The sequence below is a fragment of the Streptomyces vietnamensis genome (genome assembly GCF_000830005.1).
GTDB lineage: Bacteria > Actinomycetota > Actinomycetes > Streptomycetales > Streptomycetaceae > Streptomyces > Streptomyces vietnamensis.
In genome coordinates this window covers 1,858,179-1,874,792 of record NZ_CP010407.1, presented here as the reverse complement: position 1 = coordinate 1,874,792, position 16,614 = coordinate 1,858,179, and the positions used below count along the sequence as shown (strand labels likewise).

The 16,614-nt window shown below is 73.7% G+C and carries 15 protein-coding genes; 6 read left to right on the top strand and 9 right to left on the bottom strand.

Going from position 1 to position 16,614, the window contains the following annotated elements; translation table 11 throughout:
• Nucleotides 1-2: 2 nt before the first annotated feature.
• Nucleotides 3-1,133: a DUF5925 domain-containing protein gene (locus SVTN_RS08195; protein WP_052499021.1), complete on the bottom strand. Its 1,131-nt coding sequence runs from the start codon at nt 1,131-1,133 to the stop codon at nt 3-5.
• Between the two features lie 180 nt (nt 1,134-1,313).
• Here SVTN_RS08195 and SVTN_RS08190 point away from each other — a divergent pair, with 180 nt between their 5' ends.
• Nucleotides 1,314-2,120: an SGNH/GDSL hydrolase family protein gene (locus SVTN_RS08190; protein ID WP_041128466.1), complete on the top strand. Its 807-nt coding sequence runs from the start codon at nt 1,314-1,316 to the stop codon at nt 2,118-2,120.
• Here the strand turns inward: SVTN_RS08190 and SVTN_RS08185 are convergent.
• Entirely contained in the window at nt 2,104-3,048 is a 945-nt protein-coding gene (locus SVTN_RS08185) for a protein kinase domain-containing protein (protein ID WP_041128465.1), read from the bottom strand. The genes SVTN_RS08190 and SVTN_RS08185 overlap by 17 nt on opposite strands.
• Before the next feature lie 322 nt (nt 3,049-3,370).
• Here SVTN_RS08185 and SVTN_RS08180 point away from each other — a divergent pair, with 322 nt between their 5' ends.
• The gene (locus tag SVTN_RS08180) at nt 3,371-3,643 is read left to right on the top strand and encodes a hypothetical protein (RefSeq protein ID WP_041128464.1); all 273 of its coding nucleotides are present in this window, start codon (nt 3,371-3,373) and stop codon (nt 3,641-3,643) included.
• 101 nt (nt 3,644-3,744) lie between these two features.
• Here SVTN_RS08180 and SVTN_RS08175 read toward each other — a convergent pair whose 3' ends face one another.
• The 3 genes from SVTN_RS08175 to SVTN_RS08165 all read right to left on the bottom strand — a co-directional run bounded on the left by SVTN_RS08175 (nt 3,745) and on the right by SVTN_RS08165 (nt 6,749).
• On the bottom strand, nt 3,745-4,962 hold the full coding sequence (locus SVTN_RS08175; protein ID WP_041128463.1) for a CaiB/BaiF CoA transferase family protein: 1,218 nt from the start codon (nt 4,960-4,962) through the stop codon (nt 3,745-3,747).
• 75 nt (nt 4,963-5,037) lie between these two features.
• A complete protein-coding gene (locus SVTN_RS08170; RefSeq protein ID WP_041128462.1) occupies nt 5,038-5,814 on the bottom strand; it encodes an ABC transporter permease in 777 nt (258 codons plus the stop codon).
• Nucleotides 5,811-6,749, bottom strand: coding sequence for a daunorubicin resistance protein DrrA family ABC transporter ATP-binding protein (locus tag SVTN_RS08165; protein WP_041128461.1), 939 nt, complete (start codon nt 6,747-6,749; stop codon nt 5,811-5,813). Before SVTN_RS08165 ends, SVTN_RS08170 begins: the two co-directional genes overlap by 4 nt.
• A gap of 63 nt (nt 6,750-6,812) precedes the next feature.
• Here SVTN_RS08165 and SVTN_RS08160 point away from each other — a divergent pair, with 63 nt between their 5' ends.
• Complete coding sequence (locus SVTN_RS08160) at nt 6,813-7,556, top strand: TetR/AcrR family transcriptional regulator (protein WP_041128460.1); 744 nt, start codon at nt 6,813-6,815, stop codon at nt 7,554-7,556.
• On the opposite strand, the gene SVTN_RS08155 is transcribed toward SVTN_RS08160, so the two are convergent.
• The 4 genes from SVTN_RS08155 to hmgA all read right to left on the bottom strand — a co-directional run bounded on the left by SVTN_RS08155 (nt 7,543) and on the right by hmgA (nt 12,033).
• Complete coding sequence (locus SVTN_RS08155; protein ID WP_041128459.1) at nt 7,543-8,763, bottom strand: type ISP restriction/modification enzyme; 1,221 nt, start codon at nt 8,761-8,763, stop codon at nt 7,543-7,545. The genes SVTN_RS08160 and SVTN_RS08155 overlap by 14 nt on opposite strands.
• A 54-nt stretch (nt 8,764-8,817) precedes the next feature.
• Entirely contained in the window at nt 8,818-9,813 is a 996-nt protein-coding gene (locus SVTN_RS08150; RefSeq protein WP_052499020.1) for a hypothetical protein, read from the bottom strand.
• 116 nt (nt 9,814-9,929) lie between these two features.
• Entirely contained in the window at nt 9,930-10,679 is a 750-nt protein-coding gene (locus SVTN_RS08145; protein WP_041128458.1) for a GntR family transcriptional regulator, read from the bottom strand.
• 40 nt (nt 10,680-10,719) lie between these two features.
• Nucleotides 10,720-12,033 carry a homogentisate 1,2-dioxygenase gene (gene hmgA, locus SVTN_RS08140; protein WP_041128457.1) on the bottom strand — a complete coding sequence of 438 codons (1,314 nt, stop codon included), beginning with the start codon at nt 12,031-12,033 and terminating at the stop codon, nt 10,720-10,722.
• A gap of 163 nt (nt 12,034-12,196) precedes the next feature.
• On the opposite strand from hmgA, the gene SVTN_RS08135 reads away from it, so the two are divergent.
• From SVTN_RS08135 to SVTN_RS08125, 3 genes are read left to right on the top strand one after another with little or no spacing between them, the layout of a single operon-like run.
• Nucleotides 12,197-14,266, top strand: a complete 2,070-nt coding sequence (locus tag SVTN_RS08135; protein ID WP_041128456.1) for a right-handed parallel beta-helix repeat-containing protein — start codon at nt 12,197-12,199, stop codon at nt 14,264-14,266.
• Complete coding sequence (locus tag SVTN_RS08130) at nt 14,263-15,279, top strand: cupredoxin domain-containing protein (protein WP_245727475.1); 1,017 nt, start codon at nt 14,263-14,265, stop codon at nt 15,277-15,279. The genes SVTN_RS08135 and SVTN_RS08130 overlap by 4 nt, the downstream gene beginning before the upstream one ends.
• On the top strand, nt 15,276-16,583 hold the full coding sequence (locus SVTN_RS08125; RefSeq protein ID WP_052499019.1) for a hypothetical protein: 1,308 nt from the start codon (nt 15,276-15,278) through the stop codon (nt 16,581-16,583). The genes SVTN_RS08130 and SVTN_RS08125 overlap by 4 nt, the downstream gene beginning before the upstream one ends.
• Nucleotides 16,584-16,614: the final 31 nt, after the last annotated feature.

Genomic DNA, 16,614 nt, shown 5'->3' with positions numbered 1-16,614 from the left:
CCTTACAAGTACAGCCCCGCCCCCGCCGTGCGGGGCTCCGGGAGGTCCGCCGAGGGCGTGCCGCGGCGCAGTGCGAACAGCTCCGCCAGCGTCGCGCCCTCGCGCGGCACGTCCTCCTCGCGGCCGAGCCACTCCACCGACTCGGCCCGGCTCAGGGGTCCGACCTCGATGCGGGCCAGGCAGCGGCCCGGCCGGACCACCGCCGGATGCAACCGCTCCAGGTCCTCGTTGGTGGTGACCCCGACCAGGACGTTGCGCCCCTGGCCGAGCAGCCCGTCCGTCAGGTTGAGCAGCCGCGACAGGGCCTGCCCCGCCGTGTGCTTCGCCCCGCCGCGGATCAGTTCGTCGCAGTCCTCCAGGAGCAGCAGCCGCCAGCGCTCCTTCGACGTGCCGTCGTCCTCGCCGATGGCGATGTCCATCAGATAGCCGATGTCGTTGAAGAGCCGCTCCGGGTCGAGCACGCAGTCCACCTGGCACCAGTCCTGCCAGGCCCGGGCCAGCGTCCGCAGCGCCGAGGTCTTGCCCGTGCCCGGCGGGCCGTGGAGCAGCAGGAGCCGGCCGCTGATGTCCTCCGGGGTCACCTTCATCAGCCGGTCCATCGACGCGGCCACCGGCGCCGAGTAGTTGGACCGGACCTCCTCCCAGGTCCCGGCGCTGATCCGGCGGGTCATCCGGCGCGGGCCGCGCTGCGGAGCCACGTACCAGAACCCCATCGTGACGTCCTCGGGCTCCGGCTCGGGCTCGTCCTTCGCCCCGTCCGTGGCCTCGGCGAGGATCCGCTTCGCCAGCTCCGGGTCGGTCGCCGTGACGGTCACGTCCGCGCGCCGGTTCCAGCGGGAGGAGAGGATCGTCCAGCCCTCGCCCTCGGCGAGCACCGAACTGCGGTCGTCGTCCTTCGCCGCCCGCAGCACCCGCGCCCCCTCGGGGAGCAGCGTCGCGTCGGGCTTCGCCCGGTCCAGGGTGGTGCTGTGCGCGTGCGGTTGCTCCCCGGTCGCGAAGCGGTCGAGGAACAGCGCGTCCAGGACGTCCCCCGGCGAGTCGCTGTCGTCGAGGTTGACGATGACGGGCAGCGACGCGGTCGTCGGCTGCCGCGGGGCGGGCGGTACGGCGGGGGTGTCGGACATGACGCCCATGATCGGGCAAGCGACGGGGTGGCGCACGGGGTTTTGCGGGTGGCCCGGTTGGCCGAATTTCGACGGTCCTTGACGGAGGGTCAGGTTCAGTTCGCCCCCACTTTTGACATGGACACTTCCGGAGGGGCGGATCCGATGCTACTACCTGGTAGCGCAGAGATCCTGCTACAGGGAGGTTCCATGAGACTGTCCCGTTTTGCCGCTCTCTCGTCCTCGCTCCTACTCGGCGCCGTCCTCACCCTCACCGGGGCGGGCGCGGCCCAGGCGGCCGAAACCGCCGCACTCGACTACGTGGCCCTGGGAGACTCGTACTCCTCCGGTGTGGGCTCCGGGAGTTACGACAGTGCCAGCGGCGACTGCAAGCGCTCCACGAAGGCGTATCCGGTCCTGTGGAAGAACGCGAACGCCCCCTCCTCGTTCGCCTTCACCGCCTGCTCGGGCGCCCGAACGGGTGATGTGACCGCGAATCAGCTCGGCCCCCTCTCGGCCGCCACCGACCTGGTCTCCATCACGATCGGGGGAAATGACGCCGGTTTCGCCGACGTCATGACGACCTGTGTGCTGCAGTCCGAGGCCACCTGCATCAACCGCGTGAATCAGGCCAAGGCCTACGTGGACACCACGCTCCCCGGCAAGCTCGACTCCGTCTACGACGCCATCCGGAGCAAGGCGCCCGCCGCCCACGTCGTCGTCCTCGGCTACCCGCGCTTCTACCAGCTGAACGGCGGCTGCATCGCCGGCCTGAGCGAGAACGAGCGCAGCGCCATCAACAACGCCTCCGACTACCTCAACGCGGCCACCGCCAAGCGCGCTGCCGACCACGGCTTCGCCTTCGCCAGTGTCGTCCCCGCCTTCACCGGACACGAGATCTGCTCGAGCTCGTCCTGGCTGCACAGCGTCAACTGGCTCAACATCGGCGAGTCGTACCACCCGACCGCCGCCGGACAGTCCGGCGGCTACCTGCCCTCGCTCAACGGGGTGCTGTAGCCGGACCGTCGCCGGGCCCGACCGGAGCGGTGCTCGTGACACCGCCGGGGCCGGGCCCGGTATCCGGTCCGTCGTCCCGTACCGCCTGATACGTCAACACGCCCGCGATCAGCAGCGCCCCGACGATCCCGGCCACCAGGACGGGCCCCCGGCGGGGCGCTGCCCGTGGCGGCCCCGGCGGCCGGGACGGCGCGGGCGACGTCCCGGTGTCGGCCTCGTCGCCCCGGTCCGTGCGGGGCGGGGCCGAAGCCTCCACCGGTGCCTCCCCGGTCCTCGGCGCACCGCCCGCCGCCACCCGGCGCAGCTCGCGCTCGACCTGATCGGCCGTCACGGAAGGCCCGTCGCCGGCGAGCCGGTCGATCACGGCGCCCAGCGGCCCGGACCGGTCGTCCGCCGCCACCTCCAGGAGCGCCCCGAGGGCGCGCAGGTCCGCCTCCGCGTCCGTGCCGTCGTCCGGCGCGCCGCCGAAGCCGGTGACCACGATCCGCCCGTCGTTCGCGAGGAGCACCTGTCCCGGTGTCACGCCCCGGTGCGGTACGCCCGCCTCCCGGGCGGCCCGCAGACCGGCGAGGACCTCGGCACCGACGCGCGCGGCCTCCCGCGCGGGCAGCGGACCGCCGGCGTCGAGGGTCTCGGCGAGCGTGAGGCCCCGGACCAGCTCCGTCACGACCCAGGGCCGGCCGTCCTCGGTGACCACGCCGAGGACCCGTACGACGGAGGGGTGGGAGATCCGGGCGGCGGCCCGCGCCTCGCGCTCCCGCCGCGCGTACAGCAGGGGCACCTCGTCCGCCGGCAGTCCGGCCGGAGTCCGGAACTCCTTGAGGGCCACCTCCTGGCGGTCCGTCTCGTCCAGGGCGCGCCAGACGGTGCCCGTCGCCCCCTCGGCGAGGACGTCGAGCAGCCGGTAACGACCCGCGATCACCGTCATGGATCCACGGTAGCCGAGGGGCGTCCGCACGGCTCCTGTCCTGCGCGGGTCCCCTCGGCGGACGGTCCGGACGATCTTGGTGGTGGAGATCACACACGCTCTCGTGTCCGCGGGTGACGGTCCGGGGTGCAGGATGGTTCGTGATGGTTCGGCAGGTGTTCGAGCGCTGTCCAACTCGCCCTGGAATCAGATGGATTCGGACAGTCACCGTCAACCCCCGTACGAGTGCGGTGAATCCCGCCGCCGGGATACACGGGTGTCGCGATGGGGCGATAGGGTTAACCTGCCCGGGTCGGGTGCCCTTGTACGGGTGGGGAGTGACATGGAACAGATAGCAATGCGCAGCAGGCCGCGAGTGCCTGCCATCACCTGCGGGAGCAGCGCGACCAGTTCGCGGCTCGACCGCCATCTCGCGGTGCTCGGCGGTCCCGCCGTGCCCCAGCGCGAGGTGGCCGAGGCGACGCTCCTCATGCGGGAACTGACGACGCGTACGCGTGAGGTGCCGGTGCACGGTCACCGCAGCCGCAGCGCGCGGGTCTCCCTCTTCGCTCCGCTCCGGCGCCTGCGCAGCTCGCTCTTCGGCACGCGCCACTAGCCCCGACGGCCCGGCCGCCCGTACGGCCCCGACGAACGACCCCGCCGGACGTGTCCCCGCCCGTCCGGCGCTCCGTCGTGTCCGGAGCGCCCCGAGCCCCGTCAGGCGATCACCCCCGCGCTCCGCAGCTCCTTCAGCTCCGCCTCCGGCACCCCGAGCCCGGCCAGCACCTCGTCCGTGTCCTGACCGAGCGCCGGGATCCGGTCCATCCGGGGCTCCGGCGCGTCCGGGAAGACGATCGGCGGCAGCAGCGCACGCAGCGGTCCCACCGGGGACTCCACCGCCCGCCACCGGTCACGGGCCGTCAGCTGCGGATGGTCCGCGAGCTCCGCGACCGAGTTGAGCCGGGCGCAGGCGATGCCCGCCGCGTCGAGCCGGGCCAGCGCCTCCGCCGCCGTCAGCGGGGCGAGCGCCGCCGCGACCACCGCGTCCGTCGCCCCGCGCCCCGCCACCCGCGCCGTGTTCGTCGCGAACTCCGGGTCGTCGGCCAATTCGGGCCGGCCGAGGACCTGTTCGGCGAGCCGCCGCCACTCCCGGTCGTTCTGTACGGAGAGCAGGACCAGACCGCCGTCCGCCGTCGGGTACGCGTCGTACGGGGCGATCACCGCGTGCGCGAGCCCCGTGCGCGCCGGGGGAGTGCCCCCGTGCATCCCGTGGTGCAGCGGATGCCCCATCCACTCGGCGAGCGAGTCGAGCAGGGAGACCTCCACCGGACCGCCCCGGCCGGTCGTGCCGCGCCGGACGAGGGCCGCGAGGACGCCGGAGAACGCGTACATCCCGGCCGCGATGTCGGCGGCCGGGATCCCCGACTTGACGGGCTGCTCGGGCGTGCCGGTCACCGACACGAGCCCCGCCTCGCACTGGACGAGCATGTCGTACGCCCGCTTGTGCGCGTACGGTCCCTCCGCTCCGTACCCCGAGACGTCCACCGCGATCAGCCGCGGGTGCGCAGCGCACAGGGTGGCGGCGTCGAGGCCGAGGCGGGTCGCCGCGCCCTGCGCCAGGTTCTGTACGAAGACGTCGGCGCCGGCCACCATCTTCCGGACGAGCGCCAGGCCCCGGGGGTCCTTGAGGTCGACCGCCACCGACTCCTTGCCGCGGTTGCACCACACGAAGTGGGAGGCGAGGCCCTGGGCGGCCGTGTCGTACCCCCGGGCGAAGTCCCCGCCGTCGGGGCGCTCGATCTTGACGACGCGGGCGCCGAGGTCGGCGAGCTGGCGGGTGGCGAACGGCGCGGCGACGGCCTGCTCGACGGCGACGACGGTGACCCCGGCGAGGGGGAGCGGCTGGGTGGGGAGGGCGTGTGGCTGGGTGCTCATGACCGTCCTGCCTACCGTGCCGGTGCGCCTCCTGTCATCAGGGGGTGCGTCACCCTCCTGTCTCCAGGGCGTGCGTCACCCCCGGGCGTACCTGCGCACCGCGAGCGGCGCGAAGACGGCGATCAGGCCGAGCGACCAGAGCAGTGCGCCCGCGACGGGGTGAGCCACCGGCCAGGCCGCCTCCGTCGGGACCGGCGCGTTCCCGAAGAGGTCCCGGACCGCCGTGGTGACGGCAGAGATGGGGTTCCACTCGGCGATCGTCCGCAGCCAGCCGGGCATGCCGTCGGTGGGGATGTACGCGTTCGAGAGCAGCGGCAGCATGAAGGCGCCGCTGCCCAGCTGTCCGGCGGCCTCCTCGCTCTTCGAGGCGAGGCCGAGCAGGATGCCGACCCAGGTCGTCGCGAAGCGGAAGAGGAGCAGCAGGCCGAAGGCGCCCAGGGCCTCGGGGAGCGTGCCCTCGATCCGCCAGCCCATGGCGAGGCCGACCAGGATCAGCGGGACCGTGCCTGCGGCGCTCGCGAGGAGGTCGGCGAGGGCCTGCCCGAGGGGGACGGCGGCCCGGCTCACGGGCAGCGTCCGGAAGCGGTCCATGACGCCCCGGTGGGAGTCCTGCGCGGCCTGGAGCATGCCCGTCATCAGGCCGCCCGCCGCCGTGGCCACGAGCATGCCGGGCACGAGGAAGGCCCGGTACTCGGCGCCGGGCGCGGCGAGCGCGCTCCCGAAGACGTACCCGAAGAAGAGGAGGAAGACGATCGGCATCGTCTGGGTCATGACGGTGATCGCGGGCGCGTGCCTGATCCGCTGGAGGTGGCGGCCGAGGACGGCGGTCCCGTCGTGCACGAGGGCGCTCACGCGACGAGCTCCTTCCGGTCGGTGAGGCGCAGGAACACCTCGTCGAGGGTGGGCGGACGCAGGGAGGCGTCGACGATGTGGACCCCGGCCGCGTCGATCTCGCGGACGATCCGGGGGAGGGTGAGCGTGGTGTCCGTGGTCACCGCGCCGACCGTGCGCCGCTCGGCGTCCAGGACCGGCGCCGAACCGGTCAGCTGGTCGAGGACGGCCGCGGCCGCTTCGAGGGAGGACGGGGCGGCGACGACGACCTCGGCGTAGCTGCCGACGAGCGCCTTCAGTTCGGCCGGGGTGCCGTGCTGCGCGGCCCGCCCCTCGTCGATCAGGACGATGTCGTCGGCGAGCTGGTCGGCCTCCTCCAGGTACTGGGTGGTCAGCAGCACGGTCGTGCCCTGGTCGGCCAACTCCCTTACGGCGTCCCAGATCCCGTTGCGGCTGTGCGGGTCGAGCCCGGTCGTGGGCTCGTCGAGGAAGAGCACCCGCGGCGGCACGATCAGGCTCGCCGCCAGGTCGAGGCGGCGCCGCATGCCGCCGGAGTAGGTGCGGGCGGGCCGCCCGGCGGCCGCGGTCAGGCCGAAGCGTTCCAGGAGCTCGTCGGCGCGGGAGCGCGGGGCGCGGAGCAGCTTCGCGAAGAGCCGCAGGTTCTCGGCGCCGGTGAGGTCGCCGTCGACGGAGGCGTACTGCCCGGTGACCGCGATCCGCTTCCGTACCCCCGCCGGGTCGCGCACGACGTCGTGGCCCGCGACCAGCGCGCTGCCCCCGTCCGGTGCGACCAGGGTGGTGAGGACGCGGACGGCGGTGGTCTTGCCGGCGCCGTTGGGGCCGAGGACGCCGCAGACCGTGCCCTCGGGGACGGCGAGGTCGAGGCCGCGCAGGGCGTGGACGTCGCCGTAACGCTTCCGCAGGCCTTCACTAAGTACAGCGTACGTAGTCGTCATGGCGCGACCATACCCCACTACGTACGGCGTACGTAACTACGATGGTGAGCGAGGTGATGATCCATGGCGGGCCGAGCGGCCGAACCGGAAGTGATCTGGGCGCGGCCCGAGCGCACGGGCCGCGGCCCGAAACCGGCCTACAGCCGGCGGGACATCGTGGACGCGGCCGTCCGCATCGCCGACGCGGACGGCATCGACGCGGTCTCCATGCGCCGCGTCGCCGCCGAACTCGGCTGCGGCACCATGTCGCTCTACAACTACGTCCCCCGCAAGGAGGACCTGTACGAGCTGATGGTCGACGCGGTCAGCGGCGAGTACGAGCTCCCCGAGGAGCCCAGCGGCGACTGGCGCGCCGACATGACCGGCATCGCCCACCAGAGCCGCGCGATCATGTACCGGCACCCCTGGCTGGCCCGGGTGATGACCACCGCCTACGGCTTCAGCCCCAACGCCCTGCGCTTCCTGGAGTGGTGCCTCGGCTGCCTCGCCCCGCTGGACGTGCCCGCCGGGCTGAAGATGCAGCTGATCGCCATGGTCAACGGCACGGTCATGGCGACCGTCGCCAACGAGCAGGCCATCGCCGAACGGGCCCGCGGACTGCCCTGGTCCGAGGCGGAGGAGCAGGCGGTGCGCGGCGCCTACCTCATGGGGCAGGTGGCGACCGGCCGGTACCCGCACCTCGCCGGACTGCTCGCCGAGGCCCCGGCCGCCCCCGTCGACGCGGACGAGATCTTCGCGATGACCATCGGCCGCCTCCTCGACTCGTTCGCGCCCCCGGCCGCGGGAGAGCCGCTCACAGGAGCATGAACTGGCCTTCCGGGCCCTCCTCCTGATGGTCGAGGACGGAAGCGGGGCGGCGGGACCAGGACGGGGCCGGGAGGACTCCGGCGGCGTCGAGGTCCGCCCGGTCGAGGCCTCCGGTTTCGAGCGCCGCCCTGCCGAGGCCCCCGGTTTCGAGCGCCGCCCGCTCCGGCTCCCGCGCCCCGAGCAGCGCGAGCACCGTCACCAGGTCGAGCAGCTCCGAGGTCCACTCCTGCGGCCAGGCCGCCGGCCCGATCGCCTCCAGGGAGCCGGGCTCGGCCGGGGCCGTCCGGTGCGCGAACCACTGCTCCAGGACCCGCACCCCGCCGACCCGGTACTCCCATGCCTCCGCCGGCACGGGGGAGACGAGGCCCCCGCCGACGTCGAGCACCTCGGCCTCGGAGTCGTACGAGATCGTCGTCGGCCGCGCCGGGACCGCCGCCCGCACATAGGGCCGGCGCCCGCCCGGCAGCCGGGGCCTCGTCCCGCTGAGCGCGCCGCGCAGCTGCACGTCGGCGAGCTCCCGGCCGAGCGCCACGCCCGCCGCCCACACCGCCGGGTCCCCGGGGAGCGGGACGCGGCAGCCGTCGGGGGAGGGGAGGGCCGCCGTCACGATCCACGCCAGCCAGTCATGGGCGTCGACCTCGTGCCCGTACCGCTTCCCGAGGAAGTCCAGGAGGCCCGGCGCGAGATTGGGCTCCCGGCCCCCGGGGCGCCGGAACAGCGGCCGGATGCGGCCCGGCCGGCCCGCCGGGGAGCGTCCCTCCGGCAGCGCCGCCGTCACCAGGAGCGCGGGTCCCGCCGCCCCCGGCACGTACCCCTGCTCCACGACGAAGACCTGCTGCTCCCCGGCGACCCGCCACAGCTCCGGCCGTGCGGTGTCGATCAGCCGGTGGTCCGGCAGCAGCCACTGCTCGTCGAACGGCCCCTGCGCCACCCGCACCGGCTCCGGGCACGGCCCCGACTCCCGCGCGAACCGCGTCGTGCCGGTCCGCTGCCCGGGCAGCGCCCCCACCGCGCTCGTCTGACTCCGCGCTCGGCTCGGCCGGAACAGCGCCTCGCGCTCGGCCCCTTCGGCCGCCACGAGCCGGTCCCAGCGGGTCCGCAGCGTGCGGGCGTCGGGCGCGACGATCCAGGACCGCCCGAACCGCAGCGGGGCCACGGACCAGGGCATCAGCTCGTCGAGACGTACGTATTCCGTCACGCCCCGCATGCTAACGACGGCTGTCCGTACGGGACCAGCGCCGGCCGTGCCGGGGCGGACCCGTCAGCGGCGCCACCGGCGGCGTCGCGGGGGTGCCGGTCGGGCCGCCGGTTCGAGCGGTACGAGGTCCTCCAGGAGGCGGCGGTACTCCTCGGGGTCCCGCTCGAAGTCCGCCCCGGCCGCGAGCGCGGCACGGTCGGCGTCCTGCCCCCGGAGCAGGTCGACCGAGGTCTGCGCGAACCGCTCGCGCAGGCCTTGCCGTTCGGCGTCGGCCAGCAGCCGGCGCAGCTCGCCGACCGCGGCCTCGGCGTCGGCGCGGGCCGCCGGTCCGGCCTGGAGCCTGGCGCGCAGCCCGGCGGCAGGGGCCGCCTCCTCGAGCAGCGGGCGCAGCCGGTCCGCCAGGTCCCGGGCGATCGCCGCCGCCTCGTGCGCCTGGGGTCCGGCCTCCCGCAGCACCCACAGGGCGCGGACCAGTTCGGGGTCGGGCGCCGCGCCGAGCTCCCCCTGCCGTTCGGCGTCCCGCACCGCGTCCACCGCCCGCGCGTGGTCCTCGGACGCCCACCCGGCGGCCTCGGCCAGCCGGACCGCGCGGCGCACGAGCCGCGCCTCCACGCCGAGGACCCGGGGGAGGGCGCGGAGGTTCCCGCCGACCAGTCCGGTCAGGATGAGCAGCACGCCCAGCAGCAGGAGGGTGTCCGAGGTGGAGAGGTCCTCCTCCACGGGGGCTTCGACGTCGTACAGGTCCCCCCGGTCCGGCCCTTCCGTGTACATGAACCCGGACTCCCAGCCGTAGCCCCGGCTGTCCCCGTAGTTCGGCGCCTTGAGGCTGTCGCTCCGGCCGGGGTCGCAGTGGTACGGCCCCTCCCGCGTCTTCTTCTCGTACGGGTCGCTCCACCGGACCCGGCAGGTGCCGTCGGCCTTCTCGTGGACCACCGCCAGGTCGATCTGGCGCGTCGCGGGCTGCTCCGCGTCCGACTCCATCGCGTACAGCCCCGCCGAACACGCGAAGAGCGTGACGCCGACCGTCAGGACCCAGCGGAAGAAAGGTATGTGCCTCATCTGATCCCCCCGCCGTCAGCCTGGCACGGCGGGGGCCGGAAGACGAGAGTCCGGCTCCGGCAGCGTGTCACCGCCGTCCCTGCCCGGGCCCGGCAGTCACCGCCGTCCTGCGGTTGTCAGTGCGCCTCGACCGTCACCGTGAAGGAGAAGCGGTCGCCGCGGTAGCGGATGCGGGCCACGTCGACGACGCGGCCGTCCTCGTCGTAGGTGACGCCGGTGTAGTGGAGGATCGGGGAGAGCAGCGGGACCTGGAGCAGTCCCGCCGTCTCCGGGTCCGCGAGGCGGGCCTCGACCGTGTCCGTGATGCGGCTGATCCGCACCCCGACCACGTCCCGCAGCACCTTCGTCATCGGCCAGCGCTCCAGATCGGCCGGGTCGATCGCGGCGGCGAGCTCGGGTCGCACCGCGTTCTCCGCCCAGTTCGTCGGCTCGCCGCTCTCCCCGTCGCTGCGCAGCCGCCGGTACGCCACGACCTCCGGCACGTCCGGGAAGTACTCCGCGAGCTCCCCGGGCACCGGCTCGGCGCCGTGCCCGAGGACCGTCGTCCGCTCGCCGGACTGCTGGGCCACGATCGCGTCGATCGAGCCGAGCAGCCGGCGCGGGGTGGACCGCCGGGCGCCCGGCTCGATGAAGGTCCCGCGCCGCCGGTGCCGGCTGATCAGGCCCTCCTCCTCCAGTTCCTTGAGGGCCTGGCGCATGGTCAGCACGCTCACGCCGTAGTGGGCGGCGAGCTGCTCCTCGGTGGGCAGCCGCAGCGAGGCGTCGGGCGTGCGGCCCAGTATCGAGGCGCGCAGCGACTGCGAGACCTGATACCAGAGCGGCAGCTTGCGGTTCAGGACCAGCGAGTCGGGAGCGAAGGCGGTCACGGGTTCTCCGTACGAAGGCTACGGGCTTACGGCCGAGACATTACGGCCGGAAGTGGCGCTCAAGACCCTGCCATACGTCGTCGTATCCCTTCTGCAGGTGGTCGGCGCCCGCGGCCTGCGGGGTCGTCGTCACCGGCCAGCGGGTCTCGAACATGAAGGCAAGGCCGTCGTCGATCTTCTGCGGCTTCAGCTCGGCGGCGCTGGCCTTGTCGAAGGTCTCCCGGTCGGGGCCGTGTGCGGACATCATGTTGTGCAGCGAGCCGCCGCCCGGGACGAAGCCCTCTGCCTTGGCGTCGTAGGCGCCCTCGATGAGGCCCATGTACTCGCTCATCACGTTCCGGTGGAAGTACGGCGGGCGGAAGGTGTCCTCGCCGACCAGCCAGCGCGGGGCGAAGACCACGAAGTCGACGCCCGCGAGCCCCGGGGTGTCGGAGGGCGAGGTGAGGACGGTGAAGATCGACGGGTCGGGGTGGTCGTAGGAGATCGTCCCGATGACGTTGAAGCGGCGCAGGTCGTAGACGTACGGGGTGTGGTTGCCGTGCCAGGCGACGACGTCGAGCGGCGAGTGGCCGTACGTCGCCGACCAGAGGTTGCCGCAGTACTTGTTGACCACCTCGACCGGGCCCTCGACGTCCTCGTAGGCGGCGACCGGGGCGCGGAAGTCACGGGCGTTGGCGAGACCGTTGGCGCCGATCGGGCCGAGGTCCGGGAGCTGGAACGGGGCGCCGTAGTTCTCGCAGACGTACCCCCGGGCCGTCTCGTCCAGGAGCTCGACGCGGAAGCGGACACCGCGCGGGATCAGCGCCACCTCGCCCGGGTGGGCGGCGAGCAGGCCCAGCTCGGTGCGGAGGAGGAGGCCGCCGCGCTCCGGGACGATCAGCAGCTCGCCGTCGGCGTCGCCGAAGACCCGCTCCATGGAGGCGTTGGCGTGGTAGAGGTGCACGGCCATGCCGGTGCGCTGGGTCGCGTCGCCGTTGCCGCCGAGGGTCCACAGGCCGGCCAGCCAGTCGGTGCCGGGCGCCGGCTCGGGCAGCGGGTTCCAGCGCAGCCGGTTGGGGTCGGGCACGGTCTCGGTGAAGGGGGCGCCGGCGAGGGTGCCGTTGTCGATCCGGGTGAACGGCGGGTGCGCGGCCGAGGGGCGGATCCGGTAGAGCCAGGAGCGGCGGTTGTGGGCCCGCGGCTCGGTGAAGGCGCTGCCGCTGAGCTGCTCGGCGTAGAGGCCGAGGGGAGCGCGCTGCGGCGAGTTGCGGCCGTCCGGCAGCGCGCCGGGGACCGCCTCCGAGCTGTGCTCGTTGCCGAAACCGGTGCTGTAGGTGAGCGCCTCGGCCGTCTTCCTGGCCTGCTCCGTGGTCATCGCCCGCTCCTGTCCTGAGGCCCTTTTCCGAGCCCACAAAGGAATCCTATGGATGACCGTAGGATTCCGCGCGGCCCACGTCAACGGTGAGTCGATCCCCGGCGGCCTTTTGGTGCGTGCACGAGGGGTCCAAAAAGATGAACAATCCTCTACTCTCACGCGCATGTCGTGGACCTCGCGGACCTCGTGGATCCGAAGATTCGTCTCCGTGCTCTCGGTCGTGCTCGTGGCGCTCGCCGCGGCCCTGTTCACCGCTCCTCTCGCCCAGGCTCACGAGGAACGGCCCGTCACCCTCCCCGATGGCTCCGGCAGCGTGCCGGAACTCCGCACGGGCGAACCCGACCTCCTCGTCTGCAAGACCGACCGGGCCGACTTCGAGCGCCGGATCTCCGGCTTCCCGGCCGCCCTCAAGGCCCGCAACCTCGCCCTCTTCGCGCGCTGCGCCCGCAGCGGTTACCGCCATCTCCAGCAGGCCGTCGACGCCGTCGACCGGTCCGGCATGACCATCGCGATCCTCCCCGGCCTCTACGAGGAGGAGCCCTCCCTGCCGCCGCCCACCGGCGCCTGCGCCGGGCTCAAGGCCCGCAAGTCCGCGCTCGGCTACCAGATCCTCAGCTACGCCCAGCAGAAGCAGTGCCCGCACAACCAGAACCTGGTCGCGATCCTCGGCAAGAAGAACCTCCAGATCGAAGGCACCGGAGCCTCCCGCCTCGACGTCGTCATCGACGCCAAGTACCAGAAACTCAACGCCATCCGCGCCGACGGCTCCGACGGCGTCTACTTCCGCAACTTCACCGCCCAGCGCACCACCTTCAACTCGCTGTACGTCCTCGCCGCCGACGGCTTCGTCATCGACGACGTCCTCACCCGCTGGAACGACGAGTACGGCTTCCTGACCTTCGCCTCCGACCACGGCCTCTACAAGAACTGCGAGTCCTACGGGAACGGCGACTCCGGCATCTACCCCGGCTCGGCCTCCAACATCAACAACGGCCGCGGCTACGACGTCCCCCGCTACTCCATCGAGATCACCGGCTGCCGCAGCCACCACAACATGGTCGGCTACTCCGGCACCGCCGGGGACTCCGTCTATGTCCACGACAACGAGTTCGACCACAACATGGGCGGCGCCTCCATGGACTCCGCCTTCCCCGGCCACCCCGGACTCCCGCAGAACCACGCCCACTTCGCACGCAACCTGATCCACGACAACAACGAGAACTACTACCCGTACGTCGCCGACGGCACCTGCGCCAAGCTCCCCGTCGACCGCGGCTACGAGCGGGGCGTCGTCTGCCCCCAGATCTCCATGCCGCCCGGCACCGGCATCATCACCGCCGGCGGCAACTGGAACCTGTACGAGGACAACTGGGTCTACGGCCACCAGCGCGCCGCCTTCTTCCTCAGCGCCGTCCCCGCCTTCATCCGCGGCGAGTCCGCCTGGGGCAAGCAGACCGACACCTCCCACCACAACCGCTACGCCGGCAACCACCTCGGCGTCGACAAGGCCGGCCACGCCCGCCCCAACCGCACCGACGTGTGGTGGGACGGCCAGGGCGGCGGCAACTGCTGGCAGTCCGACGCCGGCGCCGCCACCCCCGGCGCCCCGCCCACCTGCGGAGCCCGCCGCGGCGAGGTCTCCGGCAGCACCGACCGGCTCGTCGGCGAACCCGTCAAACTCGCCCAGCTCCTCGTCTGCGCCGACTACAACGTCCAGGCGCGCCGCCTCCCGACCGGCTGCGACTGGTACGGCGCCCGGGGCCTCCAGCGCGTCGAGACCCAACTCGCCCTCGGCACCGCCCTCGTCCTCGCCCTCGCCGGCGGCGCCCTCTGGTGGCGCCGACTGCGCGGCAGCCGCCTCGCCGGCGCGGCCACCCTCCTCGGCCTCGTGGGCCTCGCCCTCGACGTGGCCGGCTCCACCCTCGCCCTCACCCCGACCCTCCTTCCCGCCGTCGCACTGCTCCTCATGGGCGTCTGGTGGACCCTCATCGGCCTCGCCCTGCGCCCCACCCGCCCCGTCCTCGCCTGGACCACCGTGATCCTGGGCGTCCTCACCCTGCTCGACGCCTTCGACAAGGCGGTCCTCATGCTCCCCGGCATCCCCGTCGGCCCCGCCTGGCTCCGCCTCCTCCTCGGCATCGTCTGGGTCCTCTGGGCGGTCATCGCGGCCGGCACCCGCACCCCCCGCCCAGCCACCCCCGCACCCGACCGCCCGGAAACGGTGACCCCATGACGCCCCGGCACACCACCGTGCCCCGGCACACCACCGCGCCCCGGCGCGCCGCCACGTCCCGGCGCGCCGCCATATCCCCGCGCGCCGCCGAGCCCTCGTGCGCTGCCGTGGACTCGCGGGTCGCCGCACCCCCGTGCGTGGCCGCACCGGCGCGGGTCGCCGCACCCCCGTGCGTGGCCGCACCGGCGCAGGCCGCCGTGCCCCCGCGTGCCGCTGCCCCCGGGCGCGCCGCCGTGCCCCTGGTCGTCGTCCTGACCGCCGTGGCCCTCCTCCTCGTGGGCTGCGGCGGCCGGGCCACCACCCACCACAAACCCGGCACCAGCCATCAGGAGGCCACCGGCAGCAGCGGCACCCTGCTCACGGCCCGGGACGAGGGCGGACACCGGCTCCGTGAACTCCCCGCGGCGGACGCGCCCACCGTCAGGGCCGAGGTCCACCCCGACTCCGAGGGCGGTTGGAACGTCCACCTCACGGTGGAGAGGTTCCGCTTCACCCCGGAGAGCACCGGTGGCGCGGCCCTCCCGGGCCGGGGCCACGCCCGCCTCCTCGTCGACGGCCGGGAGGCCGCCCGCCTGTACGGCCCCTGGGGCTACGTGCCGCCCGGCGCCCACACCCTGACCGTCCGGCTCCACGCGGACGACCACACCGTCTGGGCGGTCGACGGCGCCCCCGTCCAGACCACCGTCCGCCTCGACGGCACCCCCGCCACCACCTCCCCTTCCACTCCACCGAGCCCCCCGCCCACCGACCCCGGGCGGACCGTCACCCTCACCATCACCGGAACGACCGTCCAGCCACCTCCCTCCCGCATCGAGTTGAAGAAGGGCGAGCGCCTCACCCTCCGTGTCACCAGCGACCGCGCCGACACCCTCCACGTGCACGGCTACGACCGCGAACTCCCCCTCCCTCCCGGCACACCCGCGTCCCTCACCCTCACCGCGGACCGCACCGGCCTCTTCGAGGTCGAGACCCACGAGTCCGGACTCGTGCTGACCCAACTCGTCGTCCGATGACGGCCACCCCTGTCGCGGCCCACGCCCACGCCGAGCCCCTCGGGCTCACGCTCGCCCACGGCGTGGGCTCCCGGCACGACCTCCCCCTCTCTCCCTTCTACGCCTACGCCGGCGCCTTCACCGCCCTCCTCGTCTCCTTCCTCGCCCTCGGACTCCTCTGGTCCTCCTCCCGCTTCCGCGGCGACCTCTCCGGCCGCCCGCTCCCCACCGCCCTCCAGCGGGCGGCCGACGCCCCCGCCACCCGTGCCGCCCTCCGCCTCCTCGGCGCCGCCACCGCCCTCGTCTTCCTCCTCCACCTCCTCCTCGGCCCCGACGACCCGGACCGCAACCCCGCCCCCGGCGCCCTCTACGTCCTCCTCTGGGTCGGACTCGTTCCCGCCTCCCTCCTCCTCGGCCCCGTCTGGCGCCTCCTCAACCCCCTGCGCGCCCTCCACGCCCTCCGCCCGCCCAGGAACCCGCGCCCCCTGCCCACCGCACTCGGCATCCGCCCCGCCGCCGCCGGGCTCCTCCTCTTCACCTGGCTGGAGCTCGTCGCCCCCGACAACGCCTCCACCACCACCCTCCTGATCGCCCTCGCCGCCCACACCGCCGTCCAGCTCCTGGGCGCCGCCCGCCACGGCGACCGGTGGTTCGCCCACGCCGACCCCTTCGAGGTGTACTCCTCCCTTCTCGCCCGGCTCTCACCCCTCGGCCGCCGCGCCGACGGCCGGCTCGTCCTGCGCTCCCCCTTCCACGGTCTCGACTCCACCCCGCAGACCCCCGGTCTCGTCGCCACCGTCTGCGTCCTCCTCGGCTCCACCGCCTACGACGGCCTCTCCGACAACCCCCGCTGGATCACCACCCTCCAGACCTCCTCCCTCGGCCCCGTCCCCACCGCCACGCTCGGCCTCCTCGCCGCCGTCGCCCTCGCCGCCGCCTGCTACGGCCTCTGCGCCGGCGCCCTGCGCCTGATGAACCCCGGACTCACCACTCCGCTCACCTCCTTCGCCCACTCGCTGCTGCCCATCGCCCTCGGCTATCTCGTGGCCCACTACTTCTCGCTCCTCGTCACCGAAGGACCACGCACAGTCATCTTGGCAGGGGGCACTGACAACGCCCCCTCGCCCGCTCCACCACTGGGCCCCGGGGGCCTCGCCACCCTCCAGGTCGCCGCGATCGTCACCGGCCACGTCCTCGGTGTCGTCGCCGCGCACGACCGGTCCGTGCGCCTCTTCCCGCCCGCCCGGGCCGTCGCCGGCCAACTCCCGCTGTTCGCGCTGATGATCGCGTACACCCTCGGCGGCATCGGCCTGCTGATCGCCTGAGACCCGGCTTCGCCCAACCCCCGACAGGAGC